Below are 26456 nucleotides of genomic sequence, written 5' to 3'. Positions count from 1 at the left end.
CGATTATGAAGCAACGGCGTTACGACAGACGCGCGTCACGCCCCTGCCCGGTCACAGGCGTTCAAACACCGCGATGCTTTCCACGTGTGCGGTGTGCGGGAACATGTCCATCGCCCCCGCACTGATCAGGGTGAAGCCGCGCTCCTTGACCAGATAGCCGGCATCGCGCGCCAGCGAACCCGGGTGGCAGCTGACGTAGACGATGCGCTTGAACTGCTCCAGCGGCAGTTGCTGCAGGACTTCGATCGCGCCGGAGCGCGGCGGATCCAGCAGCAGTTTGTCGAAGCCTTCCAGCATCCACGGCGCCTGGGTCTGGTCCTGGGTAAGGTCGGCGGCATGGAAGCTGGCGTTGCCCAGCCCGTTGCGCTGTGCATTATCCTTCGCCCGCGCCACCAACCCGGCATCGCCCTCCACCCCCACCACTTCGCGCACCCCGCGCGCCAGCGGCAGGGTGAAGTTGCCCAGGCCGCAGAACAGGTCCAGGACCCGCTCATCCGGACCGGCGTCCAACAACGCCAGCGCATGCTCGATCATCTTCACGTTCAGGTTCGCATTGACCTGGATGAAGTCCAGCGGGCGGAACGCCAGCTCGACGTCCCACGGCGCCAGCCGGAAAGACAGCGGCACTTCCTGCGGCCACAGCGGATGGACCGAATCCACGCCATCAGGCTGCAGGAAGATCGCAAACCCGTGCTCCTGCCCGAACGCGGTCCACGCTGCACGATCGGCCGCGCTGAGTGGCTGCATGTGGCGGATGGTGAGTACGATGGCGTCGTCACCTGCGATGAATTCGATCTGCGGGATGTCGCGCTTGCCGTCCAGCGACTCGACGAACGCCGCGATCACCGAGACCTTCAGACCGATCTCCGGAATCACCGTCAGGCACTGCGACAGGTCCGCCACGAACCGTGGATCCAGCTCGCGGAAACCGACCAGCGTCTTGTCTTTCTTCTCTACGCGACGCACCGAGAATCGGCCCTTGCGGCGGTAGCCCCAGCTCTCACCGACCAGCGGCGGCAGCACCTGTTGCGGCTGCACATGGCCGATGCGCTGCAGGTTGTCCATCAGCACACGCTGCTTGGCCACAATCTGCTCGCTTTCCTCCAGGTGCTGCAGCACGCAGCCGGAGCACACACCGAAATGCGGGCATTTCGGCTGCACGCGCAGCGGCGACGCCTGCACGACCTCGACCGTGCGTGCCTGGTCGAAATGCTTGCTGCGCGCGGTCGGCTCGGCTTTCACCACCTCGCCGGGCAGAGCGCCGGTGATGAAGGTGACCTTGCCGCCCTCGCCTTCACGGCGGGCAACGCCGCGGCCGTCGTGGCTGAGGTCGAGGATGTCGGTTTCGAAAGGGGTACGGTCGATGCGGGAACGGTGACGGGCCACGTGGCGGAGGGCTGCGTGAGAAAAAGGGCGCGTATTGTCTCAGATAGGGCACGCAACCGCCTCTCCGCGCTTGCATGGTGGCCCGCGGCGTTTAATATGCGCATAGCTGACATGGAGGCAGCACTTATGCAGACGAGCCCGTCGCGGTCACCGCGCCCCCGTTTCCTGCTGGTCGAGGACGACATCATTACCTGCGGGTTCCTGAAAGCCGCATTGGAAACCCTGCCGGCCGACGTGGACACCGCCGATTCCCTGCGCGCGGCGACGGCCTGCGTGCAGCAATGCCGGTATGACCTGTGGCTGATCGATGCCAACCTGCCCGATGGGCACGGCAGCGAGCTGCTGCAGCGCCTGCATCCGCTGCACCCCGATACACCGGCGCTGGCCCACACCGCAGACCGTGACTCCCGCCTGCATGTGCGCCTGCGCGAAGCGGGCTTCAGCGAGGTGCTGGTCAAGCCGCTGGGTCGCGAAGACCTGCTGAAGGTGGTGCGCCGCAGCCTGGGGCGCGGCGCCGCGTATCGAACGACACCGTTGGTATCGACGGGGCTGGTGCTCAACGAAGCGCAGGACTGGGATGAAATCACGGCACTGGCCGCGCTGAACGGCCAGCGGACCCATCTGGTTGCCCTGCGCGAGCTGTTCCTGGCCGAACTGCCCAGTGTGCGCGATGCGGTGGACATGGCCGTGGACCGTCATGACGAGCCGGCGCTGCGCAATCAGCTGCATCGCCTGCAGGCCAGCTGCGGCTTTGTCGGCGCGGCGCGGCTGAGCCGTGCGGTGCGCACCCTGCACCAGATGCCGGCCTCGCACCAAGCGCAGGCGGGGTTCCGCGACGCGGTCGCGGCATTGCTGCACTGAAAGTGCGGGCCTAGCGCCGGCGCGCCAGGTCGTCCAGCATCTCCCAGGATTTCAGCCCGCGGCCCCCCAGGTGGTGGGCCAGCACGGTGCGCATCGGCAGCCGCAGGCTGGCCAGGTCGTCAGCGGCGGGTTCTTTGTCGCGGCCCAGCGCCAGCAGCGCCGCTCCAGTCGCGGTACCCCGCCGCCCCTGCCCGTCGCGCTCGCTGAGCAGCCGACGCGGCCCGTCCTGCGGATCCAGCTCATAGCGCGCCGCAGGATCCAGCGCGACACCGTCGTCCGCGCAGGCCAGGTCGAATCCAACACCCAACGATTCCAACAGATCACGCTCGAACCGGCGCAGGCTCCATGCCAGCGAGAGCTCCAATCCGAGCCTCGCCCGCACTTCGCCGTAGGCCCGATACAGATCGGGCACGGCATCGTTGCGGGGCGCCAGCCGCATCACCAGTTCACTCACATAGAAGCCGGCCAGCATGGTGTGCCCGGCCAGGCGAGGTGCGGCATCCAGCGCTTCCGCTGCGCGCAGCTGCGCCAGCTCACCCCGCTGCACTGCATCGAAGCGTATCCACTGCAGCGGCTGCAGGGCGGCGCGCAGCACCTGCCCTTTCGCACTCGACACGCCACGTGCCAACAGCCCCAGCCGACCATGCGTGGCGGTCAGTACATCCACCAGCAGGCTGGTCTCGCGGTAAGCCCGCGCATGCAGGACAAAGCCCGGCTCGGCTGCGATGAGCATCGACCCGGGCGCTCCGCCGCTTACTCGTAACCGAAGGCCTTCAACGCGGCCTCGTCGTCCGACCAGCCTTCGCGCACGCGCACCCAGGTCTCCAGGAACACCTTGGCACCGAACAAGCGCTCCATCTGCAGGCGCGACTTGGCACCGATCTCTTTCAGGCGGGTACCGCCCTTGCCGATCACGATGGCCTTCTGGCCTTCGCGCTCGACCCAGATCACCGCACCGATGCGCAGCAGGTTGCCGTCTTCGGTGAAGCGTTCGATTTCCACCGTGGTGGCATAGGGCAGCTCTTCGCCCAGCTGGCGCATCAGCTGCTCACGCACCAGTTCGCCGGCCAGGAAGCGCTGGCTGCGGTCGGTGATTTCATCCTCGCCAAACATCGGCGGGGCTTCCGGCATCAGCGCGAGCACGTCGTGCACCAGCGCTTCCAGCCCGTTGCGCTTCTGCGCGGAAATCGGATGGACGGAGGAAAACTCGCGCCCCTCGGTCACCTGCTGCAGGAACGGCAGCAGCGCCGCCTTTTCCTTCAGGCGGTCGACCTTGTTGACCACCAGCACCACCGGGATGCCCGAATCACGCAGCACCTTGAAGGCCATGGCGTCTTCTTCGTCCCAGCGACCGGCTTCGATCACCAGCAGCCCGGCGTCCACGCCCTCCAGCGAACCGCGCGCGGCACGGTTCATGACCCGGTTCATCGCCCGCTTCTGCACCTTGTGCAGGCCGGGGGTATCCACCAGCACCAGCTGGCCCTGCGGATACGTGGCGATGCCCAGCAGCCGGTGCCGCGTGGTCTGCGGCCGGTTCGAGACGATACTCACCTTGGCCCCGACCAACGCATTGGTCAGGGTCGATTTGCCCACGTTGGGGCGGCCGATGACGGCAACGCTGCCGCAACGATGGGGCGTTTGTTCGCTCACTTTGAATCCACCAATAGGTCTAACGCGGCCGCGGCCGCCTGTTGTTCTGCCAATCGCCGCGAGGAGCCTTCGCCCTCGGTGCTGACGGTTGGTTCGGTCAAGATGCAGCGTACCTGGAAGGTCTTGGCGTGGTCGTCACCGGATTCTGACACCAGTTCGTACTGCGGCAGCGCCTTCTGTCGGCCCTGCAGCCATTCCTGCAGGCGGGTCTTGGGATCTTTGCCGGGCTTTCCGGTCGCCGGCAGCGCATCCATGGCGGCGTCGAACCAGGGCAGCACGCGGGCACGGCAGGCGTCGAAGCCGGCATCCAGGTAAATCGCGGCCACCACGGCTTCAAACGCATCGGCAAGGATCGAATCACGGCGATGACCACCAGTCTTCATTTCACCGGCGCCCAGCGTCAGCCGGTCGCCCAGCATCAGTTCGCGCGCGCGTTCGGCCAGCGCGCCTTCGCGCACCAGCTCGGCTCGGCCGCGCGTCAGCGCGCCTTCGTCGGCCTTCGGCCAGCGTTCGTACAGGGCCTGGGCCACCAGCATGTTGACGATGCTGTCGCCGAGGAACTCCAGCCGTTCGTTGTGTGGCACACCCGCAGAGCGGTGCCGCAGGGCCTGCACGAGCAGGTCCGGCGTGGCAAAAGGGTGACCGATCAGATCACCGCGTTGGAAAGTTTTATTCGACACCGCTACGGGTAAGGTCCTGGCTGGCGTCGAACTTGCCGACGACGTCGAGGTTGCCGATCAACGGGCGCCGCACTTCATAGTTCACACGCAGGGTCCAACCGTTGTTCTTGCGGTCGAATTTCACGTTGGCGGGCTTCACGTTGTCGGAGTAATTGATGTACAGGCGCTTGAAGAGCAGCGACTGGATGTTGGCCGGCTGCATCGTCCCGATGCCCGGCTCCTTGGCCAGGCTCTTCATCGCCGAGCGCACGGCATAGTTTTCCTGGTACATCGGGAACAGCTTCATCCCCACGTACAAGAAGAACCCCACCACGATCAGAACCACTAGGAAGGAGGTCAAGGTCAGGCCGCGCTGCGCTTTCATGTTGTTCATTGCGTTCTCCCCAGATACGCGTGGATGAATCAATTGACGCCCGAACCGATCCGCGACGGCTCGAAACCGTCCTTGCAGAACCAGCCTGAGCAGTTCAGCCAGATCAGGAACGCCTTGCCGCGCAGGTTCTCCTCTGGCAGCAGGCCCCAGAAGCGGCCGTCGTCACTGTTGTCACGATTGTCGCCCATCACCAGGTACTGGCCCGCCGGAACGGTCCATTCCCCCTGCCCGGCAGGATACGCCGTCTCCAGCACGGTATGGGTGCGGCCCGGCAACTGTTCCACCAGCAGGTTGGCGCCTTCGCCGTGGCCCCGATGGCCGGCGTACAGGCCCTTGTCTTCGTACTTCACCGGCTGGCCATTGAGGGTCAGCGCGTTGCCTTCGAAGCGGATCTCGTCGCCCGGAACACCGATGACACGCTTGATGAAGTTCTCGCCCTTCGCCGGATCCTGGTCGTTGTGGCCGGGGAAATGGAACACCACGACATCACCGCGCGACGGCTCGCCCACCGGGATGAACTTGGTGTTGGTCAGCGGCAGGCGCAGGCCGTAGGCGAACTTGTTGACCAGGATGAAATCACCGATCAGCAGGTTGGGCATCATCGAGCTGGACGGGATCTTGTACGGCTCGGCGATGAAGCTGCGCACCACCAGCACGATGGCCAGCACCGGGAAGAAGGCCCGCGAGTAGTCCACCAGCGCCGGCTCGCTGTCCAGCAGGCCGGCGCGACGGGCGCGACGACGGGCGAAGTACAGTTTGTCAGCCAGCAGGATCAAGCCGGAGGCCAGGGTCAGGGCAACCAGGAGGAACTCAAACGCTTTCATTCAGGGTCCTTAGCAACGTATCGAAGGCAGGGCGGCCCTACCCCGGGCCAGGGGGGCCAAACGCTACCTTACTTGTCCATCTGCAGCACGGCGAGGAAGGCTTCCTGCGGAATCTCCACGCGGCCGACCTGCTTCATGCGCTTCTTGCCTTCCTTCTGCTTCTCCAGCAGCTTCTTCTTGCGCGACACGTCACCACCGTAGCACTTGGCAAGAACGTTCTTGCGCATGGCCTTGACGGTGGTGCGGGCAATCACCTGCGCGCCGATCGCGGCCTGGATGGCCACGTCGAACATCTGCCGGGGAATCAGCTCTTTCATCTTGTCGCACAGCTCGCGGCCACGGCGATCGGAGTGCGACCGGTGGACGATAAGCGACAGGGCATCGACCTTGTCGCCGTTGATCAACACATCCACGCGCACGAACGGGCCGGCGTCGAAACGCACGAAGGCGTAGTCCAGCGAGGCGTAGCCGCGGCTGACGGATTTCAACTTGTCGAAGAAGTCCAACACCACTTCGGCCATCGGCAGCTCATAGCTGATCTGCACCTGGCTGCCGAGGTAATTGATGCCCAACTGGCTGCCGCGCTTTTCTTCGCACAGCTTGATGATGCTGCCGATGTATTCCTCGGGGGTGAGGATGTTCGCGCGGATGATCGGCTCGCGCACTTCCATCACCTGGTTCACCGGCGGCAGCTTGGCCGGATTGTCCATGTTGACGATGCTGCCATCGGTCTTCAGCACTTCATACACCACGGTCGGCGCGGTGCTGATCAGATCCAGGTTGTATTCGCGCTCCAGGCGCTCCTGCACGATTTCCATGTGCAGCATGCCGAGGAAGCCGCATCGGAAGCCGAACCCCATGGCTTCGGAGCTTTCCGGCTCGAAGCGCAGCGCGGCATCGTTCAGGCGCAGCTTGTCCAGCGCTTCGCGCAGATCCGGGTAATCTTCGGCATCCACCGGGAACAGGCCGGCGAACACGCGCGGCTGCATTTCCTGGAAGCCCGGCAGCGGCTTGGCCGCCGGATCCGACGCCAGGGTCAGGGTGTCACCCACCGGTGCACCGTGCACGTCCTTGATGCTCGCCGTCACCCAGCCCACTTCGCCCGCGCCGAGCTTGGCCAGCACTTTGCGCTTGGGGGTGAACACGCCGACGTTGTCGACCTGGTGGTTACGGCCGGTGGACATCACCTGCAGCTTGTCACCGGCTTTGATCTCGCCCTGCATGACGCGTACCAGCGACACCACGCCAAGGTAGTTGTCGAACCAGGAATCGATGATCAGCGCCTGCAGCTTGTCGGTATCGCGCGGCACCGGCGGCGGAATGCGCTTGACGATGGCTTCCAGCACGTCGCGCACGTTCAACCCGGTCTTGGCGCTGACAGCGACGGCGTCTTCCGCGTCGATGCCGATCACCGCTTCGATTTCCGCCTTGGCGCGCTCGATATCGGCGGTGGGCAGGTCGATCTTGTTGATCACCGGCACCACTTCCAGGCCCTGCTCCACCGCGGTGTAGCAGTTGGCGACGGACTGCGCTTCCACGCCCTGGGCCGCATCCACGACCAGCAACGCGCCTTCGCATGCCGCCAGCGAACGGCTGACTTCATAGGAGAAGTCGACGTGCCCGGGCGTATCGATGAAGTTCAGATGGTAGGTCTGTCCATCCACGGCCACGTACGGCAAGGACACCGATTGCGCCTTGATGGTGATGCCGCGCTCGCGCTCGATCGGATTCGAATCGAGCACCTGCGCTTCCATCTCGCGGGCCTGCAGGCCGCCACACAGCTGGATGATGCGGTCCGCCAGCGTGGACTTGCCATGGTCGACGTGGGCGATGATGGAGAAATTGCGGATGTTCCGCATCGAATCAGAGGACATAGAGGTGGCGGCGGCGCCGGGCGTCGTCAGGGTAACGTTGGATTATCGCACGGGAAGGGGGTCCCCGGTGGATGGTGACCGCCCGTGGTGCGCGACGCGTCGTGCCGCTGCGCTCGCCGAGCATGGCTCGGCGCTACCCAGGACTCGTGACCCGTGACCGGGTCAGCTGCCGGTCTTCACGGCCACGAAGGCGCTGTTGCCGCCGCTGCGCACCAGCAGCATGACCACGTCACCTTTCTTGTACCCCGCCAGCGCGCGGTTCAAGGCATCCACACTGCCCACCGAGGTGCGCCCGACCTGCAGGATCACCATCCCCGGCGACAGCCGCGCGTCGCGCGCTGCCTGCCCGTTGACCCGGGTCACGCGCACGCCCTCGCCTGCTTCCAGGCCCAACTGCGTGCGCTGCGGGGCGGTCAGCTCGGCCACGTCCAAGCCCAGCAGGGCATTGGCACCGGCCTGCGGTGCGGCGGCGTCATTGGCCGCTGACGGGCGATTGGCCGCCGCCTGCGCATCTTCCGCCAGCTCGGTCAGGGTGGCACCCAGCTCACGCTCCTTGCCATCGCGGACCAGCCCGATGCGTACCTTGCTGCCCGGGGGCAGCGCACCGATCAGCGGCGGCAGGTCACTGAACGAGTTGACCGCACTGCCATTCACCGAGCGGATCACGTCACCGACCTGGACACCGGCCTTGGCCGCTGCACTGCCGACCACGATCTCGTTGACCAGCGCGCCCCGGCTGTCCGGCAGCCCCAAGGCCTGCGCATTCAACGAATCGATCTGCTGTACCACCGCACCCAGCTGACCGCGGCTGACCCGGCCGGTCTTCTTGATCTGCTCGACGGCCCCCATGGCCAGGTCGATCGGGATCGCGAAGCTGATGCCCATGTAGCCGCCGGAGGCGGAGAATATCTGCGAGTTGATGCCGACGACCTCGCCACGGGTATTGAGCAGCGGGCCGCCCGAATTACCCTGGTTGATCGCGACGTCGGTCTGGATGAACGGCACGTAGCGCTGTTCGGCGCCGCCGGTGCTGCGACCGACCGCGCTGACCACGCCGGCGGTGACCGAGTGATCCAGACCGAACGGCGAGCCGATCGCGACAACCCACTGTCCGGGCTTGAGCGAATTGGAATCACCCACGCGCACCGTGGGCAGGCCCTTGGCGTCGATCTTCAGCAAGGCCACGTCGTACTGCTGGTCGCTGCCCACCACCTTGGCGGTGAACTCACGGCTGTCCCCCAGCTTGACCTTCACCTCGGCCGCATCGGCCACCACGTGGTGGTTGGTCAGCACGTAGCCATCAGCGGAAATGATGAAGCCCGAACCCATGCCGCGACCCTTGATGCTGGGACCGCCGTCCGGATCACCACCGGGACCACCGGGGCCGCCCGGACCGGGCATGCCGAACTCCGGCCCGAAGAAGCGGCGGAAGATTTCCGGAATCTCGTCCTGGCTCGGGCCGGCACCGCCGCCACGGGCCTGGCGGTTGCTGCGCACGATGGTGGTTTCGATGTTGACCACACCCGGCCCGACCTGCTCCACCAGGTTGGTGAAGTCAGGCAGTCCGGTCACCAGCGGCTGCGCCGGTGCGCGCGGCGCGGCGGCGGCAGTCTGCGCAGCGACGTCCTGCGCCAGCGGCGACGGCGACTGCGCGCAGGCGGCCAGCGGCAGGGTCATGGCCAACAGGCCCAGTGCCTGGGTACGGAACGAACGGGTGAGCGGCATCATCGGATTACAACCTCCGGTCAGATCAACGGAATACGGGGAAACGCACCTGCCGAGGTGGCAGGCGCGAGGGGGACGGCGCGATCAGTCACGCCGTCCCGGCACCTGCAGTTCTTCCTGCAGGCGCGGTTCGAAGGGGTAGAACGTGGCACCGGACGCGGTGCCCGGGTAGCTGGCATTGAGTGCGCCACCGGCTGCCGGGCCCACGCTGGAGCGCGGCCAGGGCCGTGCCTGCAACGCCCCGACATTGCCGAAGGACAGGTCGCGATGGTTGGCCGCGGCCAACGACGGCAGCGACGCCGGCTCGCGGGAGGCGACGGCGGTCTGCGGCACGTCGCCGCGTTGCGCAGCACGGGCGACCTGCTGGCTGCGGGTCGCACTGGCGCGGCGGGCGGCCGCGTCCTGGCGCCGGCTGGCTGCGGCGACAGCGGCAGCTGGGACGCTGGCCACCAGCGCGGCGGCCTCGCTGCCCGTACCGGTCGCATCGCCGCCCGACGGCGCCTGCACGGGGGGGGCAAGCTCGGCCTGGCTGGCGATCACCTGGGTCGGCGCATCGACGGGGGGTTCCGGCGCATCCAGCGACTGCCGTCCCATGAACAACGCCACGGCCGCCACCGAGGCAGCCAGTGCAGCACCGCCACCCCAGCGCATCCAGCCGCGCGGCAGCTCACGTCGTGGTTCAGCCTGCGGTGCCGGCTCGGCGGCCAGCGCCGCACTGACCCGTGCGGCGAAATCAGCAGGCGCCGGCGCAACGGCCTGTCCCCGCAGCGCATCTCCAAGCAGCGCCCAGCGCTCCTGGCAGGCCTGCAGCTCCGGATCGTGCTGCAGGCGGCGCAGCAGGAAACGCGCCTCGTCGGAGGACAGCTCGCCGTCCACCAGCGCAGACAACTGCTGCCGGTTATGCATGTCGATCTTGTCGACCGGTTGCTGATGCGTGTTCATGCGCGGCTTTTCTCCCGTGTTGCGCTGCCAACGTCCAGCAACGGCCGGAGCTGGATATCGATGGCGTCGCGGGCGCGAAATATCCGCGAACGTACGGTGCCGATCGGGCACCCCATCTTCAGCGCGATGTCTTCATAGCTCAGGCCCTCCACCTCACGCAGGGTGATGGCCAGACGCAGTTCTTCCGGCAATCCGGACACCGCCTTCATGACCGTGTTCTCCAGCTCCTGGCGCATCAGCTGGCGCTCGGGCGTGTCGTTATCGCGCAGGCGGGTGCCCGAGTCGAACTGTTCGGCATCCCCGATCTCGATGTCATCGGTGGGCGGACGGCGGTTGCTTGCGGCTAAGTGGTTCTTGGCTGTATTCACGGCAATCCTGTGTAACCAGGTCGAGAATTGGGCATCGCCACGAAAACTGTTGATCGCGCGGTAGGCGCGGATGAACGTGTCCTGGGCGACGTCCTGGCATTCACTCCAGTCGGCGATGTAGCGCCCCACGAGCGACACGACACGGTGTTGATGCTTGCGCACCAGCACATCGAATGCCGCGCTCTCGCCGCGCTGCACGCGCCGGACCAGTTCCAGGTCCAGCTCCTGTGGTGTTTCAACCTCGGCCATTCGGGACCGCACTCCTGTCAGCCCAACCGACGTCAGGCAATGAGACTGCCAATCCCGGAAAAAGTTCAGCGCCGCACATGCGGGCACCGCACCAGCTTTTAACCAACGTTCCGTTAACGTATGCGTTCACGATATGAACCAGCCTGCCCTATCCCACGTAATTGATTGGGATTTGACGGAACGGAAACAACCTCTGGATCATAGCCCCTTCTCCATACACAACCGGATGGAACGTCCATGCTCTCAGGCTTCGATGGGCTTCGCCTCGCGCACTGGCACCCGGAGATCCGCGACGACGGTGTCGTGGTGCTCAATCTCGACCGCCAGGACGCCAACGTCAACGCGATGTCCCAGGACGTCCTGCTCGAGCTGGGCGACCTGATTGAACGCATTGCGATCGATCCGCCCAAGGGCGTGGTGATCCAGTCGGTGAAGAAAGCCGGCTTCATTGCCGGGGCCGACCTCAAGGAATTCCAGGAGTTCGACCGCCGTGGCACCGTGAACGATGCGATCCGTCGTGGCCAGGTCACCTACCAGAAGCTGGCCGAGCTGCCCTGCCCCACCGTCGCGGCCATCCACGGCCATTGTCTGGGCGGCGGCACCGAGCTGGCCCTGGCCTGCCGTTACCGCGTGGCGTCCAGCGACAGCAGCACCCGCATCGGCCTGCCGGAGACCCAGTTGGGCATCTTCCCCGGCTGGGGTGGCAGCGCGCGCCTGCCGCAGCTGGTCGGCGCACCGGCGGCGATGGACATGATGCTCACCGGCCGCACGCTGTCGGCATCGGCAGCGCGCAACATCGGTCTGGTCGACAAGGTCGTGGCCCCGGCGCTGCTGCTCGACACCGCGGTTGCGTTGGCGCTGAAAGGCACGACGCGCCCGTTCAAGCAGCGCGCCACCGCGTGGGCGACCAACACCTGGCCGGCGCGCAAGCTGTTGGCCCCGCAGATGGCCAAGCAGGTCGCGCGCAAGGCCCGCAAAGAACACTACCCCGCGCCGTATGCACTCATCAGCACGTGGGAGCGCACAGGGGGCAAGCCGGTGCAGGCCCGCTTGGATGCAGAGCGCCGCGCAGTGGTCAAGCTGGCCAGCACGCCGACCGCGCGCAACCTGATCCGCATCTTCTTCCTGACCGAGCGGCTGAAAGCCCTCGGTGGCGGCGACCACGGTATCCACCATGTGCATGTGGTCGGCGCCGGGGTGATGGGAGGCGACATCGCCGCCTGGTCAGCGTACAAGGGCTTCAACGTGACCCTGCAGGACCGCGAGCAGCGCTTCATCGACCCGGCCATGCAGCGTGCGCAGACGCTGTTCGAAAAGAAGGTCCGTGACGAGAGCAAGCGCCCCGCCGTGGCCGCACGCCTGCAGGCCGACCTGGCCGGTGCCGGCGCCGCACAGGCGGATCTGGTGATCGAGGCGATCATCGAGAATCCGCAGGCCAAGCGTGACCTGTACCAGACGGTGGAGCCGAACATGAAGGCCGACGCGCTGTTGACGACCAACACCTCGTCCATCCCCCTGATTGAACTGCGCGACCATATCCAGCGCCCGGCGCAGTTTGCCGGCCTGCACTACTTCAACCCGGTGGCGCAGATGCCGTTGGTGGAGATCATCCATCACGATGGCATGGCGCCTGAGACCGAGCGCCGCCTGGCGGCATTCTGCAAGGCGCTGGGCAAGTTCCCGGTACCGGTGGCCGGCACCCCCGGCTTCCTGGTCAACCGCGTGCTGTTCCCGTACATGCTGGAAGCGGCGACCGCTTATGCCGAAGGCATCCCGGGCCCGGTGATCGACAAGGCCGCAGTGAAGTTCGGCATGCCGATGGGGCCGATCGAGCTGCTCGATACGGTGGGTCTGGACGTGGCCGCGGGCGTGGGCGAAGAACTGGCCCCGTTCCTGGGGCTGCAGATTCCTGCGGCGCTGCAGACGGTGGAACAGGGCAAGCGCGGCAAGAAGGATGGCCAGGGGATCTACACCTGGGAAAACGGCCGCGCCAAGAAGCCTGAAGTGGCCAAGGACTACCAGGCACCGGCTGACCTGGAGGATCGCCTGATCCTGCCGTTGCTCAACGAAGCGGTGGCCTGCCTGCACGACGGCGTGGTGGCAGATGCGGACCTGTTGGATGCGGGCGTGATCTTCGGCACCGGGTTTGCGCCGTTCCGTGGCGGTCCGGTGCAGTACATCCGGGCCACCGGCGCGGACGTGCTGGTGGAGCGGCTGAAGGTACTGCAGCAGCGCCATGGCGATCGTTTCTCGCCGCGACCGGGCTGGGACAATCCGGCATTGCGCGAGCCGGTGGTGTGAGCACAGGCCTGCTCAGGGACTGATGCGTGTACGGCAGTACTCCGCGAGCGACACCGCCGAGCAGGAAATCAGAAGCATAAAAAAAACGCGGCGCTGGGCGCCGCGTTTTTTCGTGTTCTGCCGGTCAGCGATCAGCTGGCCTTGGCGACGGCCTTCTTGGCAACGGCCTTCTTTGCCGGGGCCTTGGCCACGGTCTTCTTGGCTACCGGAGCAGCGGCGCCGACGGCGGCCTTGCTCACGATGTGCAAACGGGCGTTGCCGTAGCTGGCGTTGAAACGCTTACCCTTGGCGGTCTTGCGGTCACCCTTACCCATGTCTTGAACTCCTGGCTATGTTGATTCTGATTACCCCGTGCTGACACGGGTTTGGCGGGGCCGTCTTGCTGGACGCCCCCGCGCACGATCGGAAAGCCTACCACGACGGCCTCAGTGCGCGCAGCTCGCGTCATGCACATGGCCGTGGTTCAGCCGCAGGTTCACCAGGTGCGCCACTCCTACCAGCAGGCCGCCCAAGGTCATCACCACCGCGTGCGGAACAGGGTCGTGGTGCAGCGGGGAGTACAACAATCCCGCCCACAACGCGACCAGACCAGGCAACAGGAACCCCAGCGCGCGCAATGCGCCATGGCGGCGATAACCCCACACCAGGCTGAACAGCCCCAGCAACGTCACGAACACCACCAGCGCCGCTTCCACGCCGTCACCCAGCCACACCGACAGGCCCAGCGAAGGCGCCGCGGCCAGCACGATGGGAATCACCGCACAGTGCACGGCGCACAGCAGCGAGCCGGTGGCACCGAAGCGGTCGAGCAGATGGCGAAGGCGTTGGATGAGGGGCATGACTTCAAGCAGGGTCGGCGAAGCGTTATGGAATAATATAACATCCCTTCTGAACCCGCACGGCCCGTTTGCGTCAGCGTCTCTCTCTCCCGCTGCACTCGACGGGATTCGTGCGCCCCCTTGTTGATACGTTATAACAATTCATTGGATAGCCCATGACTGCTCTGCGTTTCCGGCCCCGCCCGCATGCCCTCGCGTTGGCGCTGGCCGCTGCCCTTGTTCCCGCGTTGGCGATGGCGGCCGACGCGCCTGCTGATCGCGATCGCCACCTGACCGAACTGTCCGAAGTGAAGGTCACCGCCTCCCCACTGCAGGGCGATGCCGAATCACTGGCGCGTCCGGTCGAGGTGCTGTCCGGCGAGCGCCTGGACGACGCCAAGGCCGGCACCCTGGGTGACACCGTCGCCAAGCTGCCCGGCGTGCAGAGCACCTTCTTCGGCCCAGGCGTCGGCCGCCCGATCATCCGCGGCCAGGAAGGCCCACGCGTGGCCGTGCTGTCCAACGGCATGGGCAACATGGATGCCTCCACGGTCAGCGCCGACCATGCCACCAGCATCGAGCCGTTCCTGGCCGATCAGATCGAAGTACTGAAGGGCCCGGCCACCCTGCTGTTCGGCAGTGGCGCGATCGGTGGTGCGGTGAACGTCGTCGATGGCCGCATCGCCCGGGAGATCCCGGATCGCCCGCTGAGTGGCCGCGCCGAAGTCCGTGGCAACAGCGTCAATGACGAGCGCAGCGGCATGTTCCGGCTGGACGGCGTCAACGGCAACTGGGTGCTGCACGTGGACGGCCTGGTACGCAATGGCGACGATTACCGCATCCCCGGCTACGCCGTGGTCGATGCATTGGAAGAACACGACCATGCGCATGACGATGGCGACGCCGCCGAGCCGCGGCGCGGCACGCTGGACAACAGCTCCATCCGTACCCGCGCCGGCGGCGTGGGCGCGACGTGGCTGGGCGATGGTGGCTTCTTCGGCCTGTCTGCCAGCACCTACCGCACCAACTACGGCATTCCCAACGGCGCGCACGTGCATGCCGACGGCGATGACCACGATCACGACCACGATCATGGCGGCGAGGAAGAAGAAGGGGACGAGCACGACGTGCGCATCGACATGGTGCAGAACCGCTTCGAGTTCAAAGGCGGCCTCTACAACCCGACCTCGTTCCTGAAGAGCGTCACCCTGCGCACCGCTTTCACTGACTACGAACACGTCGAACTGGAAGCCGGTACCCCGGCCACCCGCTTCACCAACCAGGGCATCGAAGGTCGCCTGGAAGCGGTGCAGAATGAAATCGCCGGTTGGAACGGCGCCTTCGGCCTGCAGTTCGGCAACAGCGATTTCGGTGCGAAGGGCGAAGAGGCGTTCGTGCCGGACACCCGCACCGAAAACGCCGGCCTGTTCGTGCTGCAGGAAAAGCAGTTCGGCCCGTTCAAGCTGGAGCTGGGCGCACGCCATGATCAGGTCAAGCTGGACCCCACCGGCGATTACCAGCAGCGCAAATTCGATGCCACCAATCTGTCTGCCGCCGGTATCTGGACGCTCAACGATGCCGTGGACCTGCGCTTCGGCGTGGACAGCTCCGAGCGCGCCCCGACCAATGAAGAGCTCTACGCCGCCGGCGCGCATATCGCCACGCGTTCCATCGAGCTGGGTAACCCTGACATGAAGACCGAGCGCGGCCAGCGCATCGAACTGGGTATCCATACGCACAGCGAACGCGTGGACTTCTCGGCTTCGGTGTACCAGACGAAGTTCAAGGACTTCATCTATCTGGCCGACACCGGCGTGGTGGAAGACCTGCCGGTACGTCTGTGGGCGCAGCAGGACGCCACCTTCAAGGGTGCCGAAGCCGAGGCACTGGTCCATCTGTTCGAAGGCGGCGCCGGCGATTGGGACCTGCGGGTGTTCGGTGACTACGTCAAGGCCGAGCTGGATGGCAGCGGCAGCCGCAACGTGGATATCGCAGTGCCTCATGGCGACCACAACCACAACTACACCGTGGAACTGGCCAACGGCGGTTACCTGCCACGCATTTCGCCGGCACGCGTGGGCGCGGACCTGCGCTGGGCGAAGGACGGCTGGCGTGCATCGCTGGGCGCCGTGCGCTACAGCAGCCAGAAGGACACCGCGCAGAACGAACAGGCCAGCGACGGCTATACCCTGGTCGACGCGCACGTGGCCTACCGCTGGGACCGCAGCGACAGCAACAGCTACGAGGTGTTCCTGGACGGCAACAACCTGACCAACCGCGAAGTACGCCCGCACACGTCCCTGCTCCGCGATTACTCGCCGCTGCCGGGACGCGGCGTGGCGTTCGGCATCCGCGCCTACTTCTGATGCACGCGTGACAAAGCGGGGTCCGGCATGCAGCCGGGCCCCGCCTGCTTCCCTCGGGATCACTGCCCTCTCACGAAGCCCACCGGACGCCAACGCGGGCGCCCGATGACGCAAACGGCCATCGCATTTCGGACACTTTTGTCCGAAAATAGCGTCATGACCTCTTTACGTGCCGACGCGGCAGCACGCCGCGCACAGATCCTGGATGCCGCCGACCATGTGTTCGGCAACCACGGCGTCACCGCGCCCTTGGACCTGGTCGTCGAGCGCGCGCAGGTAGGGCGGGCCACGTTGTACCGCAACTTCCCCGACCGCGCGGCGTTGATCGAAGCACTGCTGCAACGCACCGTCGAGCGTATCCGGCGACAGGTGGTTGAACTGGGTGACCGGGATGATGCGCTGTTCGAACTCCTGGACGGCATGGGTCGCCGTATCGTCGACTCGCCCGCACTGGCCGATTACTGGCGCGCGGTGCATCCGGACGATCCGACCGTCACCATCGCCCGCGAAACCGTCCGCACCCTGATGGAAGCGCCGATACAGCGCGCCATCGCGGCGGGCCTGTGCCGGCCCGACCTGACCTCCACGGACATTTCACTGATTTCAGGCATGCTGGGGGCCGCGCTGCGCGGCAAGGACCGCGCCGAGCGCACTGAACTGGCACGACGTGCGCTGCAGCTGCTGCGCGCGGGCCTGCAGGGAACCGACGCCGCGGAGGCCTGATGTCGCAGTACCTCAAGCCCATCCCGGACTGGGAAGAACACGAAAAGCCGACCCTGCCCGGGTCCGCTTCAATGCCGTGGCACCCGCCGCACCGGCGCATGGCCTATGCGATGGTATCGGTGCTGGTGGCGATCACCGGCGGCCTCGGCACCGCGCTGGTCACTGCCAACCTGCCCTTCCTGCAGGGTCAGCTGGGCCTGACCCCGGCCCAGGGCAGCTGGCTGGTGGCGTCGTACGTGATGGTCAACGTTACCGCCAACCTGCTGGCGTTCAAGTTCCGCCAGCAATATGGCATCCGCCTGTTCGCGGAGATCGGGCTCGGTCTGTACGCCGCACTTGCGCTGCTGCACCTGGTGGTCGGCACGTTCGAAACCACGGTACTGCTGCGCGCGGCCAGCGGCTTTGCCGGTGCCGCCTGTTCGACGCTCGGCACGCTGTACATGCTGCAGTCGCTGCCGCGCCGCTATACCGGCAACCTGCTGGTCATCGGGGTGGGGCTTTCGCAGTTGGCGGTGCCCTTGGCGTGGGTGATTTCCCCCAGTCTGGTCGGCACCGGCCAATGGCACCTGCTGTACTTCTTCGAAGCCGGGCTTGCCCTGTGCGCGTTCGCAGCGGTGGTCCTGTTGAAGCTGCCGCCGGGCGTGCAGATCAAGGCCTTCGAGCCGATGGACTTCCTCACCTTCGCCCTGATGGCACCGGCCGTCGGCCTGCTGGTCGTGGTGCTGGCGCAGGGCTATGTGCGCTGGTGGCTGGATACGCCGTGGCTGGGCTGGGCCTTGGTGGCCTCGATCGCGCTGGCCACCACGGCGTTCGTCATCGAACACCATCGGCGCAATCCGCTGCTGCAGACGCGCTGGCTTTTCAGCCTGCCTGTGATGCATTTCATCGTCGGGGCGTTCCTGCTGCGTTTCCTGACCACCGAGCAGTCCTACGGCGTGGTCGGGCTGATGCGCATCCTCGGCATGGGGCCGGACCAGATGCGGCCGTTGTTCGCGGTGATCCTGGCCGGCGTGGTCACCGGCATCGCCGCCAGCTCGCTCACTTTCGGGCCGAAGCGGCTGATCCCCCAGCTGCTGATGGCCATCCTGCTGCTCGGCAGCGCCGCGCTGCTGGACCAGCACCGCACCAGCCTGGACCGTCCGCATGATTTCTTCGTCAGCCAGTTCCTGGCCGCCGTGGGTTCGGGCATGTTCATGGGCCCGCTGATCATGCTCGCCATCACCGCCGTGCTGAAACAGGGCGTGGACCACATGATCACCTTCCTGGTCACCCTGTCGATCACCCAGACCCTCGGCGGACTGGCCGGGTCGGCCGTACTGGGCACCGTGCAGCTGCACCGCGAACAGATCTATTCCAGCGCCCTGGTCAGCCAGCTCGACCCCGCCGATCCGGTGGTGGCGCAGCGGCTGCGGCTGCAGCAGCAGATCTACGCCGCACAGATCACCGATCCGATGCTGCGCAGCGCACAAGGCACAGCGCAACTGGCGCAGATCGCCCGACGCGAGGCCAACGTGCGCGGCTTCAACGATGTATTTACGGTCACCGGCTGGATCGCGCTGGGGTTCCTTGGATGGCTGTTGCTGCTGTCCACGTGGACCGCGGTGATGAAGCAGTGGCGCAAGCGCCGTTCCTCTTCTTTCCCTCCTGTGGCGCCGCCTCCGGCCGCTGCACCACGCTGAGTCGATTCCATGTCCCCACAACAGCCTCCCCGCGATGACGATGCAGCGGACAACGTCAACCCGCCGCCGCCTACCGATGCCGCGCCTGCACCCGCGCCACCGCCACCGGTGACCCGCACGGCCACCGGCGACGGTGCGCCGAAGTACCTCACGCCCAGCAACCGCGCGGTGATCCTGGCGGTGGTGATCGCCCTGATCGGCATCGCGTTGATCCTGCGTGCATGGCAGCTGTGGCCGTTCACCACGGCCATCGCGACCACCGACAACGCCTACGTGCGTGGACAGGTGACGGTGCTGGCCCCGCAGGTCAACGGCTATATCACCGAAGTGCTGGTCAAGGACTTCCAGCATGTGAAACAGGGGGAGGTGCTGCTGCGCATCGACGACCGCATCTACCACCAGCGTGTCGCCCAAGCGGAAGCCGCGTTGGACAGTGCGAAGGCGGCCTTGGCCAACTCCGATCAGTCGCAGGCACAGAACCGCGCGCAGATCGCCTCGGCCAAGGCCACGCTGGCGGCCGGACAATCCGAGCTGCAGCGTTCGCGTGCGGAACTGGCACGGTATGAGCAGCTCGCCGCGCAGCAACTGGTCGCCCTGAACGACCGCGACAAGTTCCGCACCGGCCAGGCCTCGGCGCAGGCCGGTGTGCAGCAGTCGCAGGCACAGATCCAGATCGCCGAAGAGACCCTGGTGTCCACCCGTGTGGCGCGCAAGGGACTGGAAGCGCAGGTGGAAAGCGCCGAGGCTGCCTTGGAACTGGCGCGCATCGACCTGGCCAACACGGTCATCCACGCACCGCGCAACGGACAAGTCAGCGAGGCCAGCGCGCGCGCCGGGCAATACGTTGCAGCCGGTTCACAGCTGCTGTTCCTGGTGCCGGACACGTTGTGGGTGGTGGCCAATTTCAAGGAAGGCCAGACCTGGCCGATGCGCATCGGCCAGCCGGCCACCTTCGCGGTGGATGCGTTCCAGGGCGAGGTGCTGCGCGGCCATATCGAAGAAATCGCCCCGGCGACCGGTTCGGAGTTCAGCGTGCTGCGGCCGGACAACGCCAGCGGCAACTTCACCAAGGTGGTGCAGCGGCTGCCGGTGCGGATCGCGATCGACGCCGATCAACCGCTGGCGGTGCGCCTGCGGCCGGGGATGTCGGTGATCGCGAAGGTGGATACGTCGGTGGAGCCGACGGCACCGGTGATCGCGCGTTCCGCGCAGTGAGGAGGTCGAACGGGTGACCCCCCCGCGGTTGGCTGCTGCGAAAAGCAGGTTACGTGCTTGGGGCCGGGCGGTGGGGCGGGTCGGGGGACGGCAAGAGCCGCATCCATGCGGGCCTCGTTTCGTGCCATCCATGGCACTCAACGCCCCCGTCCCCCCCCACCGCCCGGCCCCCTGACAGGTTCCGTGGCCGCCAGCCGCGTAATAAAAAAAGAAAAGCGGTAGCGCCGACCCATGGTCGGCGAGCGCAGCGGGCCGTTGGCGGAGACATTCCGCCGAGCACGGCTCGGCGCTACCGCAGACCCCATTGACCCATCTGGAGGAGGGAGCCCCTGAGTCAGGGGCGGCCGCAAAGCGGCGGGGTGTGGGTGCTGGTGAGACGGGGCCCACGGTTTGCGAAGCAAAGCGTGGGAGCGGCAGCGCGAATGCGATGACGTGGACCCCGCCATCCATGGCGCTCAACGCCCCCGCCCCGCCCCACCGCCCGGCCCTCTGGCAGGTTCCGTGCCCGCCAGCCGCGTAATAAAAAAAGAAAAGCGGTAGCGCCGACCCATGGTCGGCGAGCGCAGCGGGCCGTTGGCGGGAACATTCCACCGACCATGGGTCGGCGCTACAGATGGCGATGATCCGTCGGGTGTAGGGAGCCCCTGAGTCAGGGGCGGCCGCGAAGCGGCGGGGTGTGGGTGCTGGTGAGACGGGGCCCACGGTTTGCGAAGCAAAGCGTGGGAGCGGCAGCGCGAATGCGATGACGTGGACCCTGCCATCCATGGCACTCAACGCCCCCGTCCAGCCCCACCGCCCGGCCCCCTGACAGGTTCCGTGGCCGCCAGCCGCGTAATAAAAAAAGAAAAGCGGTAGCGCCGACCCATGGTCGGCGAGCGCAGCGGGCCGTTGGCGGAGACATTCCGCCGAGCACGGCTCGGCGCTACCGCAGACCCCATTGACCCATCTGGAGGAGGGAGCCCCTGAGTCAGGGGCGGCCGCGAAGCGGCGGGGTGTGGGTGCTGGTGAGACGGGGCCCACGGTTTGCGAAGCAAAGCGTGGGAGCGGCAGCGCGAATGCGATGACGTGGACCCTGCCATCCATGGCACGAAACGAGGCACGCATGGATGCGGCCCTTGCCGTCCCCCGCCAACCCAGCCCGCCCCACCTACACGCAGCCCTGCAGCCTTTGCTCTTGCTGTTGCTCGAAAACGCAGGTGCCGGGCCGCAGGCCCGGCAACACCACAAAAACTCACCCCGCGCAGCGGGCGCAGAGTCCGTGCACTTCCAGCGTCTGCGCCTGCGGCTGGAAACCCAGCTCCTTGGCGCGCTTTTCCAACTGGCTGACGATCTCGCGGTCTTCCAGTTCCACCGCGCTGTGGCAGCTGTTGCAGATCAGGAACGGCACCGAATGTGCGGCACTGCTGGGGTGATGGCAGGCCACGAACGCGTTCACCGATTCCAGCTTGTGCACGAAGCCATTGGCCATCAGGAAATCCAGCGCGCGGTAGACCGTGGGCGGCGCATCGGCCCCCACGCCCTTGCCGCTGCGTACCCACTCCAGCAGCTCATACGCCTTGACCGGCTTGCCCGCCTCGGCGATCAGGCGCAGCACGTTGGCCCGGATCGGGGTCAGCCGCAGTCCACGCTCGCGGCAGACACGCTCGACCACCCCGACGAAATCCGTTGCGTCATGGACGTGGTGATGCGGGGCCGTACAGGCGTGCTTGGCGGACATGCGGGTTCTCCGGTTCGGGGCGGGATCAGGCCGCTGCTATCTTGGTGATGGCAACATCGATGCGTTTCAAGGCCTCATCGCGTCCGGCAAGGTACACCGTCTGCGAAATATCCGGGCTCACCTGGGTGCCGGTAATGGCCACGCGCAGCGGCTGCGCGACCTTGCCCATGCCGATCTCCAGCGCCGCGGCCGCATCGTGCAGCGCCACCCCCACGCTCTCGGCAGTCCACTCCGGAAGGGCCGCCAGCAGCTCACGCGCCTTGCCCAGCGGGCCGTCCGCGCCCGCCTTGAGGTGCTTGGCCACGGCAGCGTCGTCGTAGGTAGTCAACGGCTGGTACCAGACCACGGCCTTCTCGGCCATTTCCTTCAGGGTCTGCACCCGCTCGCGCAACGCGATCACGACATCCTCCGGCGACGGACCTGCGTTCAGGTCCACGCCCAGCTTTTCCAGCTGATAGTCCAGTGCCGGCGCGATCGACGCAGGCGCTTCGGTCTTCAGGAAGTGCTGGTTGACCCAACCCAGCTTGGCCATGTCCAGCCGCGCCGCCTTGGAATTGCAGTTGGTCACATCGAACAGGTCGATCAGCTCCTGGCGGCTGAAGATCTCCTGGTCACCGTGCGACCAGCCCAGACGGGCGAGATAGCTCAGCAGCGCTTCGGGCAGATAGCCGGCATCCTTGTACTGCATCACATCGGCCGCGCCGGTGCGCTTGGACAGCTTGGCCCCCTGCTCGTCCAGGATCATCGGCATATGGCCGAACTTCGGCACCGGTGCCCCGATGCCTTCGTACAGGTTGATCTGCCGCGGGGTGTTGTTGATGTGGTCATCGCCACGGATGACCTCGGTGATGCCCATGTCCCAGTCGTCCACCACGACGGCAAAGTTATAGGTCGGGTATCCGTCCGGACGGAAGATCACCATGTCGTCCAACTCACTGTTGGCGATCTCGATCGGGCCCTTGATCAGATCGTCGAACACCACCGTGCCTTCAAGCGGGTTCTTGAAACGGATCACCCGGTTCGGATCCTCGCGGTAGGCCAGGCCCTGCTCACGCGCCGCGCCGTTGTAGCGGGGCTTCTCCTGCTTGGCCATCGCGGCTTCGCGCATCGCGTCGAGCTCGTCTTTGGTCTCGTAGGCGTAGTACGCCTTGCCGTCAGCCACCAGCTGCTCGGCCACTTCCTTGTAACGCGCCACGCGCTGGGTCTGGTAGATCGGACCCTCGTCATAGCCCAGGCCCAGCCACTCCATCGCCTCCAGGATCGCGTCGATGGCGCCTTGGGTGCTGCGCTCGCGGTCGGTATCTTCGATACGCAGCACGAACTCGCCGCCACGGTGGCGGGCCTCCAGCCAGCAGTACAACGCGGTGCGGGCACCACCGATGTGCAGGTAGCCGGTGGGACTGGGGGCAAAGCGGGTGCGGCAGGTCATGGGACGCTCGGAGCAACGGTTGTCCCCCGATTTTACCAAAAGGGGACGGAGGGGATTAAGTCGCAATCCACCCGCCCCCTTCTGTTCATCAATTCAAGCCAGATACGACTTAATCCCCTCCGTCCCCTTTTAGGGTCTTGCGCGGGAACAGGTCGTCGCGGGTGGCGGCGTTGTACACGAACGAGGCGACGATGGCGGCGGCCTGCTTGAGGTCTTCCGGCTCGGCGTGGTCCCAGGTGTCCAGGTGGCTGTGGTGGACGTTGCTGAAGTAATCCAGCTTGTCCTGGATGAACTGGAAGCCCGGCAGGCCGACGCGGTCGAAGCTGATGTGGTCGGTAGACCCGGTGTTACGGCTGGCTACCGTGGTGGCGCCCACGTCGTTGAAGGGCTTCAGCCAGGCTTCGAACACCGGCATCGCGGCCAGGTTTTCCTGCGCGTAGATACCGCGGAAGCGGCCGGAGCCGTTGTCCATGTTGAAGTAGACGGAGAACTTGTCGTAGTCGCGGCGCTTGAGCAGCGCACCGGTGGGCTCGCGCAAAGAGGCCGGCAGCGCTTTCTGCGCCGGATCGGTGGGCTCCGGGAACTGCGCGAAATGCTTGGCTACGTAGGCCTGCGAGCCGATCAACCCCTGCTCTTCGCCACTCCACAGCGCAACCCGGATCGTGCGCTTCGGTTTGGCCCCGACCGCTTTGAGGATGCGCATCGCTTCCATCATCACCGCCACCCCCGCCGCGTTATCCGCTGCGCCGGTGCCGGTATGCCATGAATCCAGGTGCGCGCCCAGCATCACCACTTCGTCGGCCTTGCTGCTGCCGCGTAGCTCGGCCAGCGTGTTGTAGCCGGGCTGGTTGGCTGCATCGGTGAAGCGCGCTGCCACGTCCACGCGCAGCTTCACCGCCTGCTTGTTGGCCAGCGCCCGCACCAACGGATTGAAGTGCTCGGAAATCATCGCCAGCTCGGGGATGCCGGCCGACTCACCGGCGCTGCGCGAACCGCCGCCGGCGACGCGGATGATGCCGTTGTCCCAGCCGCTGATGCTGATCGCGGCCAATGCGCCCTCTTCCACGAAGAAGGCATTGGTGGCCTTGGCCAGCGCCTGCCGCTCGCTGTACTCCTTGACCCGCTTCTCCTTCTCGGCCGCTGCATTCTTCGGCAGGGTGAATTCCTGCAGGCCCTCCAGCGAGGTCGCATCATGGCGGTGCGAGTCCGGCTCGGTGCCACGCTTGTACTCGCGTGCCTCGCCCAGCAGCAGGATCTTGCCGCGCAGCGTGCCTTTGTACTTTTCCAGGTCCGCCAGCTTCTTGATGTCCACCTGGACAAGCTCGCCTTCCACCGGTCCGTTGGTACCCGGCGTCCATGCCTTGGGCAATGCATGCAGCGGCTGCACGCGCTCACCCAGCATCTCCACGCGGGCGGAGGTGAACTCCCAGCCACGGCCGAAATCATCGAAGGCTTCGTCATGCACGTTGCTCAGCCCCCATTCGCTGAACTTGCCGCGCGTCCACGCGTTGGCCTGCGCCATCGCCGGTGAGTTGGTCAGCCGCGGGCCAATGGACTCGGTGAGGTGGCTGAAGGTATCCATCACCTGCGAGCGATGGAATGCCTCCTGGCGGATCTTGCTGACCATGTCCAGGTCGACCGGCTCGGCGCGCTGCGCCATCGCCGGATTGCTCACGGCCAGCGCAACGGCCAGCACTCCCCACTTCAACATCGGCTTCCCCCGGCTCACACCATCATTGGTCAACCATCGAGTGTAGAGGCGACCCCGCCAGGTCGCAGATGCCTAAGGTCACGCAAAGAAGCAGGGCCACATTCCGATCCGGAATGTGGCCCTGCCAGGGTGATGCATCAGGCCGGCTTCAGCGCACGCCGGTGCGCGCGTCATCGTCCGCAGGCAGGGCCGGCGGCCCGCCCATCCCCAGTGCATACCAGTCGACCCGGCGGGTCACCCACATCACCAGCGCCAGGATGCCGAACAGCAACAGCGAACCCATCAGCAGTGCATTGTTTTCCGACACCAGCAGGCCATACAGCGCGCCGTACAGCACCGTCAGCATCAGCGCGAAGCCTGCCCCCCGCCTCCAGTGCCCCAGCACGTTGGCCAGGTACACCGCCTGCAGCCCGATACACGCCAGCGCGGAAACCAGATACGCCTGCCAGAAGGCGATGTGCTCGGACAGACTGATCAGCAGCAGGAAGAAGATCGCCAGCGCCAAGCCCACCATCAGGTACTGCAGCGGGTGGATGCGCAGCTGTCGGATCAGTTCGAACAACAGGAAGCCGACGAAGGTCAGCAGGACGAACAGCACGCCGTACTTGGATGCGCGGTCGGCCTGGGTGTACACGTCCACCGGGTCCACCAGCGACACCTCCACCGACTGCGCCGAGGAATCGCCAGCACGCAGCTGGCGCTGTGCATCCGAGGCCAGCGACGAGACCGCCCAGCGGGCCTCGAAGCCCTGCGCATCGACGCGGCGCTCGTTGGGGAGGAAAGCACCGGCAAACGAGGGATGTGGCCAGGTGGAGCGCAGGGCGATCTGGTTGTCATCGCCTACCGGCACCACGGCCAGCGAGCGGCTGCCATCGACCTGCAGCTCCAGCTCCACGCGGCTGGCCGCCAGCATGCCACCGGCGGAATCGCTGAAACCGGCGACCTCGGCCTGCAGTCCACGACCCAGCTCATCGGCCACGCCCACGCCGGGCTGCAGGCGCAGCGGCGCACCGTTGACCCGCAGATTCGGCGTGCCGACCAGACCGCGCACGTCGCTCAGCCCGACCGCCAGATACGGCGTGCCATACGTGCGGCCGGTCTTGATCGGGTAGTCATCGGCGGGGAATGCAGCCGTGATCTTGCCCTGCCAGCTGTACACCGGCACCTTGAACAACCCGACCGAGCGCTGGTCCGGCAGCATTCGGCCATCCACGGTCAGCTGCTGCGGCATCTGCAGCCAATGCCCCTGCGTGGTCTGCACTTCGGTGGTGGTCTTGCCCGCCTTGTCGACGACGGCGACCGTGGTGCGCTCGATCCAGGGCACCACGCGCACCGGCCCGACCAGTTGCTGCGTACCCGCACGGCTTTCGGCCACGCGACGGAAGGCTTCTTCGCGGTACTCGCTACGGTCGGTGATGACGCTGCGGATCATCATCAGCGGAACCAGCAGCAGCAGGATCAGTCCGCCGACAATGGCGAAGCGCAGGAACAGGTGCAGGGATTTCATGGTCCATCCTCGTTGGAGAGAACTGCAGGATGGACAGCGCCGGTGTGCGCAGTTTGAA

Annotated in this window: 22 protein-coding genes; 6 read left to right on the top strand and 16 right to left on the bottom strand. The window is 66.1% G+C overall.

Annotation, left to right across the window (positions count from 1 at the left end; all coding sequences use genetic code 11):
* Positions 1 to 51 precede the first annotated feature (51 nt).
* Positions 52 to 1386 (bottom strand): 23S rRNA (uracil(1939)-C(5))-methyltransferase RlmD, encoded by a 1335-nt coding sequence (rlmD, locus tag ABRP17_RS14275; protein WP_349986650.1) that lies wholly within the window; start codon positions 1384 to 1386, stop codon positions 52 to 54.
* A 126-nt stretch (positions 1387 to 1512) separates the two neighbouring features.
* On the opposite strand from rlmD, the gene ABRP17_RS14270 reads away from it, so the two are divergent.
* Positions 1513 to 2247 (top strand): response regulator, encoded by a 735-nt coding sequence (locus tag ABRP17_RS14270; protein WP_349986651.1) that lies wholly within the window; start codon positions 1513 to 1515, stop codon positions 2245 to 2247.
* A gap of 10 nt (positions 2248 to 2257) precedes the next feature.
* On the opposite strand, the gene recO is transcribed toward ABRP17_RS14270, so the two are convergent.
* The 9 genes from recO to rpoE all read right to left on the bottom strand — a co-directional run bounded on the left by recO (position 2258) and on the right by rpoE (position 10932).
* Complete coding sequence (gene recO / locus ABRP17_RS14265; protein WP_192081759.1) at positions 2258 to 2980, bottom strand: DNA repair protein RecO; 723 nt, start codon at positions 2978 to 2980, stop codon at positions 2258 to 2260.
* A gap of 20 nt (positions 2981 to 3000) precedes the next feature.
* Complete coding sequence (gene era / locus ABRP17_RS14260) at positions 3001 to 3897, bottom strand: GTPase Era (RefSeq protein ID WP_188326593.1); 897 nt, start codon at positions 3895 to 3897, stop codon at positions 3001 to 3003.
* Positions 3894 to 4577, bottom strand: coding sequence for a ribonuclease III (rnc, locus tag ABRP17_RS14255; RefSeq protein ID WP_188326592.1), 684 nt, complete (start codon positions 4575 to 4577; stop codon positions 3894 to 3896). Before rnc ends, era begins: the two co-directional genes overlap by 4 nt.
* Positions 4567 to 4950 carry a DUF4845 domain-containing protein gene (locus tag ABRP17_RS14250; RefSeq protein ID WP_372486802.1) on the bottom strand — a complete coding sequence of 128 codons (384 nt, stop codon included), beginning with the start codon at positions 4948 to 4950 and terminating at the stop codon, positions 4567 to 4569. The genes rnc and ABRP17_RS14250 overlap by 11 nt, the downstream gene beginning before the upstream one ends.
* A 29-nt stretch (positions 4951 to 4979) precedes the next feature.
* Positions 4980 to 5774 (bottom strand): signal peptidase I, encoded by a 795-nt coding sequence (lepB, locus tag ABRP17_RS14245; protein WP_372486800.1) that lies wholly within the window; start codon positions 5772 to 5774, stop codon positions 4980 to 4982.
* Between the two features lie 68 nt (positions 5775 to 5842).
* Positions 5843 to 7633: a translation elongation factor 4 gene (lepA, locus tag ABRP17_RS14240; protein WP_188327218.1), complete on the bottom strand. Its 1791-nt coding sequence runs from the start codon at positions 7631 to 7633 to the stop codon at positions 5843 to 5845.
* A 177-nt stretch (positions 7634 to 7810) separates the two neighbouring features.
* A complete protein-coding gene (locus tag ABRP17_RS14235; RefSeq protein ID WP_349986750.1) occupies positions 7811 to 9373 on the bottom strand; it encodes a DegQ family serine endoprotease in 1563 nt (520 codons plus the stop codon).
* 84 nt (positions 9374 to 9457) lie between these two features.
* Complete coding sequence (locus ABRP17_RS14230; protein ID WP_349986746.1) at positions 9458 to 10315, bottom strand: RseA family anti-sigma factor; 858 nt, start codon at positions 10313 to 10315, stop codon at positions 9458 to 9460.
* Positions 10312 to 10932 (bottom strand): RNA polymerase sigma factor RpoE, encoded by a 621-nt coding sequence (rpoE, locus tag ABRP17_RS14225; RefSeq protein WP_192081757.1) that lies wholly within the window; start codon positions 10930 to 10932, stop codon positions 10312 to 10314. Before rpoE ends, ABRP17_RS14230 begins: the two co-directional genes overlap by 4 nt.
* 237 nt (positions 10933 to 11169) lie before the next feature.
* On the opposite strand from rpoE, the gene ABRP17_RS14220 reads away from it, so the two are divergent.
* A complete protein-coding gene (locus ABRP17_RS14220; protein WP_349986744.1) occupies positions 11170 to 13233 on the top strand; it encodes a 3-hydroxyacyl-CoA dehydrogenase NAD-binding domain-containing protein in 2064 nt (687 codons plus the stop codon).
* 131 nt (positions 13234 to 13364) lie between these two features.
* On the opposite strand, the gene ABRP17_RS14215 is transcribed toward ABRP17_RS14220, so the two are convergent.
* Both ABRP17_RS14215 and ABRP17_RS14210 read right to left on the bottom strand, forming a co-directional pair.
* Positions 13365 to 13547: a 30S ribosomal protein THX gene (locus ABRP17_RS14215; protein ID WP_188326588.1), complete on the bottom strand. Its 183-nt coding sequence runs from the start codon at positions 13545 to 13547 to the stop codon at positions 13365 to 13367.
* A gap of 111 nt (positions 13548 to 13658) precedes the next feature.
* Positions 13659 to 14072 (bottom strand): MerC domain-containing protein, encoded by a 414-nt coding sequence (locus ABRP17_RS14210; protein WP_188326587.1) that lies wholly within the window; start codon positions 14070 to 14072, stop codon positions 13659 to 13661.
* 155 nt (positions 14073 to 14227) lie between these two features.
* Between ABRP17_RS14210 and ABRP17_RS14205 the strand changes: the two genes are divergently transcribed.
* The 4 genes from ABRP17_RS14205 to ABRP17_RS14190 all read left to right on the top strand — a co-directional run bounded on the left by ABRP17_RS14205 (position 14228) and on the right by ABRP17_RS14190 (position 20034).
* Positions 14228 to 16417 carry a TonB-dependent receptor gene (locus ABRP17_RS14205; RefSeq protein WP_188326586.1) on the top strand — a complete coding sequence of 730 codons (2190 nt, stop codon included), beginning with the start codon at positions 14228 to 14230 and terminating at the stop codon, positions 16415 to 16417.
* A 156-nt stretch (positions 16418 to 16573) separates the two neighbouring features.
* A complete protein-coding gene (locus ABRP17_RS14200; RefSeq protein WP_192094426.1) occupies positions 16574 to 17140 on the top strand; it encodes a TetR/AcrR family transcriptional regulator in 567 nt (188 codons plus the stop codon).
* The gene (locus tag ABRP17_RS14195; protein WP_349986748.1) at positions 17137 to 18819 is read left to right on the top strand and encodes an MFS transporter; all 1683 of its coding nucleotides are present in this window, start codon (positions 17137 to 17139) and stop codon (positions 18817 to 18819) included. The genes ABRP17_RS14200 and ABRP17_RS14195 overlap by 4 nt, the downstream gene beginning before the upstream one ends.
* 9 nt (positions 18820 to 18828) lie before the next feature.
* Positions 18829 to 20034 carry an HlyD family secretion protein gene (locus ABRP17_RS14190; protein ID WP_349986741.1) on the top strand — a complete coding sequence of 402 codons (1206 nt, stop codon included), beginning with the start codon at positions 18829 to 18831 and terminating at the stop codon, positions 20032 to 20034.
* Positions 20035 to 21265: 1231 nt separating this feature from the next.
* On the opposite strand, the gene ABRP17_RS14185 is transcribed toward ABRP17_RS14190, so the two are convergent.
* From ABRP17_RS14185 to creD, 4 genes are all read right to left on the bottom strand, one after another.
* Positions 21266 to 21751 (bottom strand): Fur family transcriptional regulator, encoded by a 486-nt coding sequence (locus ABRP17_RS14185; RefSeq protein ID WP_188326583.1) that lies wholly within the window; start codon positions 21749 to 21751, stop codon positions 21266 to 21268.
* Positions 21752 to 21776: 25 nt separating this feature from the next.
* The gene (gltX, locus tag ABRP17_RS14180; protein WP_349985670.1) at positions 21777 to 23180 is read right to left on the bottom strand and encodes a glutamate--tRNA ligase; all 1404 of its coding nucleotides are present in this window, start codon (positions 23178 to 23180) and stop codon (positions 21777 to 21779) included.
* 109 nt (positions 23181 to 23289) lie between these two features.
* On the bottom strand, positions 23290 to 24891 hold the full coding sequence (locus ABRP17_RS14175) for a M20/M25/M40 family metallo-hydrolase (RefSeq protein WP_349985669.1): 1602 nt from the start codon (positions 24889 to 24891) through the stop codon (positions 23290 to 23292).
* A gap of 148 nt (positions 24892 to 25039) precedes the next feature.
* On the bottom strand, positions 25040 to 26398 hold the full coding sequence (gene creD / locus ABRP17_RS14170) for a cell envelope integrity protein CreD (protein WP_349985668.1): 1359 nt from the start codon (positions 26396 to 26398) through the stop codon (positions 25040 to 25042).
* Between the last annotated feature and the right edge of the window lie 58 nt (positions 26399 to 26456).

This window comes from Stenotrophomonas sp. WHRI 8082 (genome assembly GCF_040223995.2).
Taxonomy (GTDB): Bacteria; Pseudomonadota; Gammaproteobacteria; order Xanthomonadales; family Xanthomonadaceae; genus Stenotrophomonas.
This window is presented reverse-complemented; position numbering and strand designations above follow the sequence as displayed.

Excerpts from the sequence above, each read along its gene's own strand:
- ABRP17_RS14270 (WP_349986651.1), top strand. The coding sequence starts at position 1,513 with ATGCAGACGAGCCCGTCGCGGTCACCGCGCCCCCGTTTCCTGCTGGTC.
- recO (WP_192081759.1), bottom strand. The coding sequence starts at position 2,980 with ATGCTCATCGCAGCCGAGCCGGGCTTTGTCCTGCATGCGCGGGCTTAC.
- ABRP17_RS14250 (WP_372486802.1), bottom strand. The coding sequence starts at position 4,950 with ATGAACAACATGAAAGCGCAGCGCGGCCTGACCTTGACCTCCTTCCTA.
- lepB (WP_372486800.1), bottom strand. The coding sequence starts at position 5,774 with ATGAAAGCGTTTGAGTTCCTCCTGGTTGCCCTGACCCTGGCCTCCGGC.
- lepA (WP_188327218.1), bottom strand. The coding sequence starts at position 7,633 with ATGCGGAACATCCGCAATTTCTCCATCATCGCCCACGTCGACCATGGC.
- ABRP17_RS14235 (WP_349986750.1), bottom strand. The coding sequence starts at position 9,373 with ATGCCGCTCACCCGTTCGTTCCGTACCCAGGCACTGGGCCTGTTGGCC.
- ABRP17_RS14230 (WP_349986746.1), bottom strand. The coding sequence starts at position 10,315 with ATGAACACGCATCAGCAACCGGTCGACAAGATCGACATGCATAACCGG.
- rpoE (WP_192081757.1), bottom strand. The coding sequence starts at position 10,932 with ATGGCCGAGGTTGAAACACCACAGGAGCTGGACCTGGAACTGGTCCGG.
- ABRP17_RS14220 (WP_349986744.1), top strand. The coding sequence starts at position 11,170 with ATGCTCTCAGGCTTCGATGGGCTTCGCCTCGCGCACTGGCACCCGGAG.
- ABRP17_RS14215 (WP_188326588.1), bottom strand. The coding sequence starts at position 13,547 with ATGGGTAAGGGTGACCGCAAGACCGCCAAGGGTAAGCGTTTCAACGCC.
- ABRP17_RS14210 (WP_188326587.1), bottom strand. The coding sequence starts at position 14,072 with ATGCCCCTCATCCAACGCCTTCGCCATCTGCTCGACCGCTTCGGTGCC.
- ABRP17_RS14205 (WP_188326586.1), top strand. The coding sequence starts at position 14,228 with ATGACTGCTCTGCGTTTCCGGCCCCGCCCGCATGCCCTCGCGTTGGCG.
- ABRP17_RS14200 (WP_192094426.1), top strand. The coding sequence starts at position 16,574 with ATGACCTCTTTACGTGCCGACGCGGCAGCACGCCGCGCACAGATCCTG.
- ABRP17_RS14190 (WP_349986741.1), top strand. The coding sequence starts at position 18,829 with ATGTCCCCACAACAGCCTCCCCGCGATGACGATGCAGCGGACAACGTC.
- ABRP17_RS14185 (WP_188326583.1), bottom strand. The coding sequence starts at position 21,751 with ATGTCCGCCAAGCACGCCTGTACGGCCCCGCATCACCACGTCCATGAC.
- gltX (WP_349985670.1), bottom strand. The coding sequence starts at position 23,180 with ATGACCTGCCGCACCCGCTTTGCCCCCAGTCCCACCGGCTACCTGCAC.
- ABRP17_RS14175 (WP_349985669.1), bottom strand. The coding sequence starts at position 24,891 with ATGTTGAAGTGGGGAGTGCTGGCCGTTGCGCTGGCCGTGAGCAATCCG.
- creD (WP_349985668.1), bottom strand. The coding sequence starts at position 26,398 with ATGAAATCCCTGCACCTGTTCCTGCGCTTCGCCATTGTCGGCGGACTG.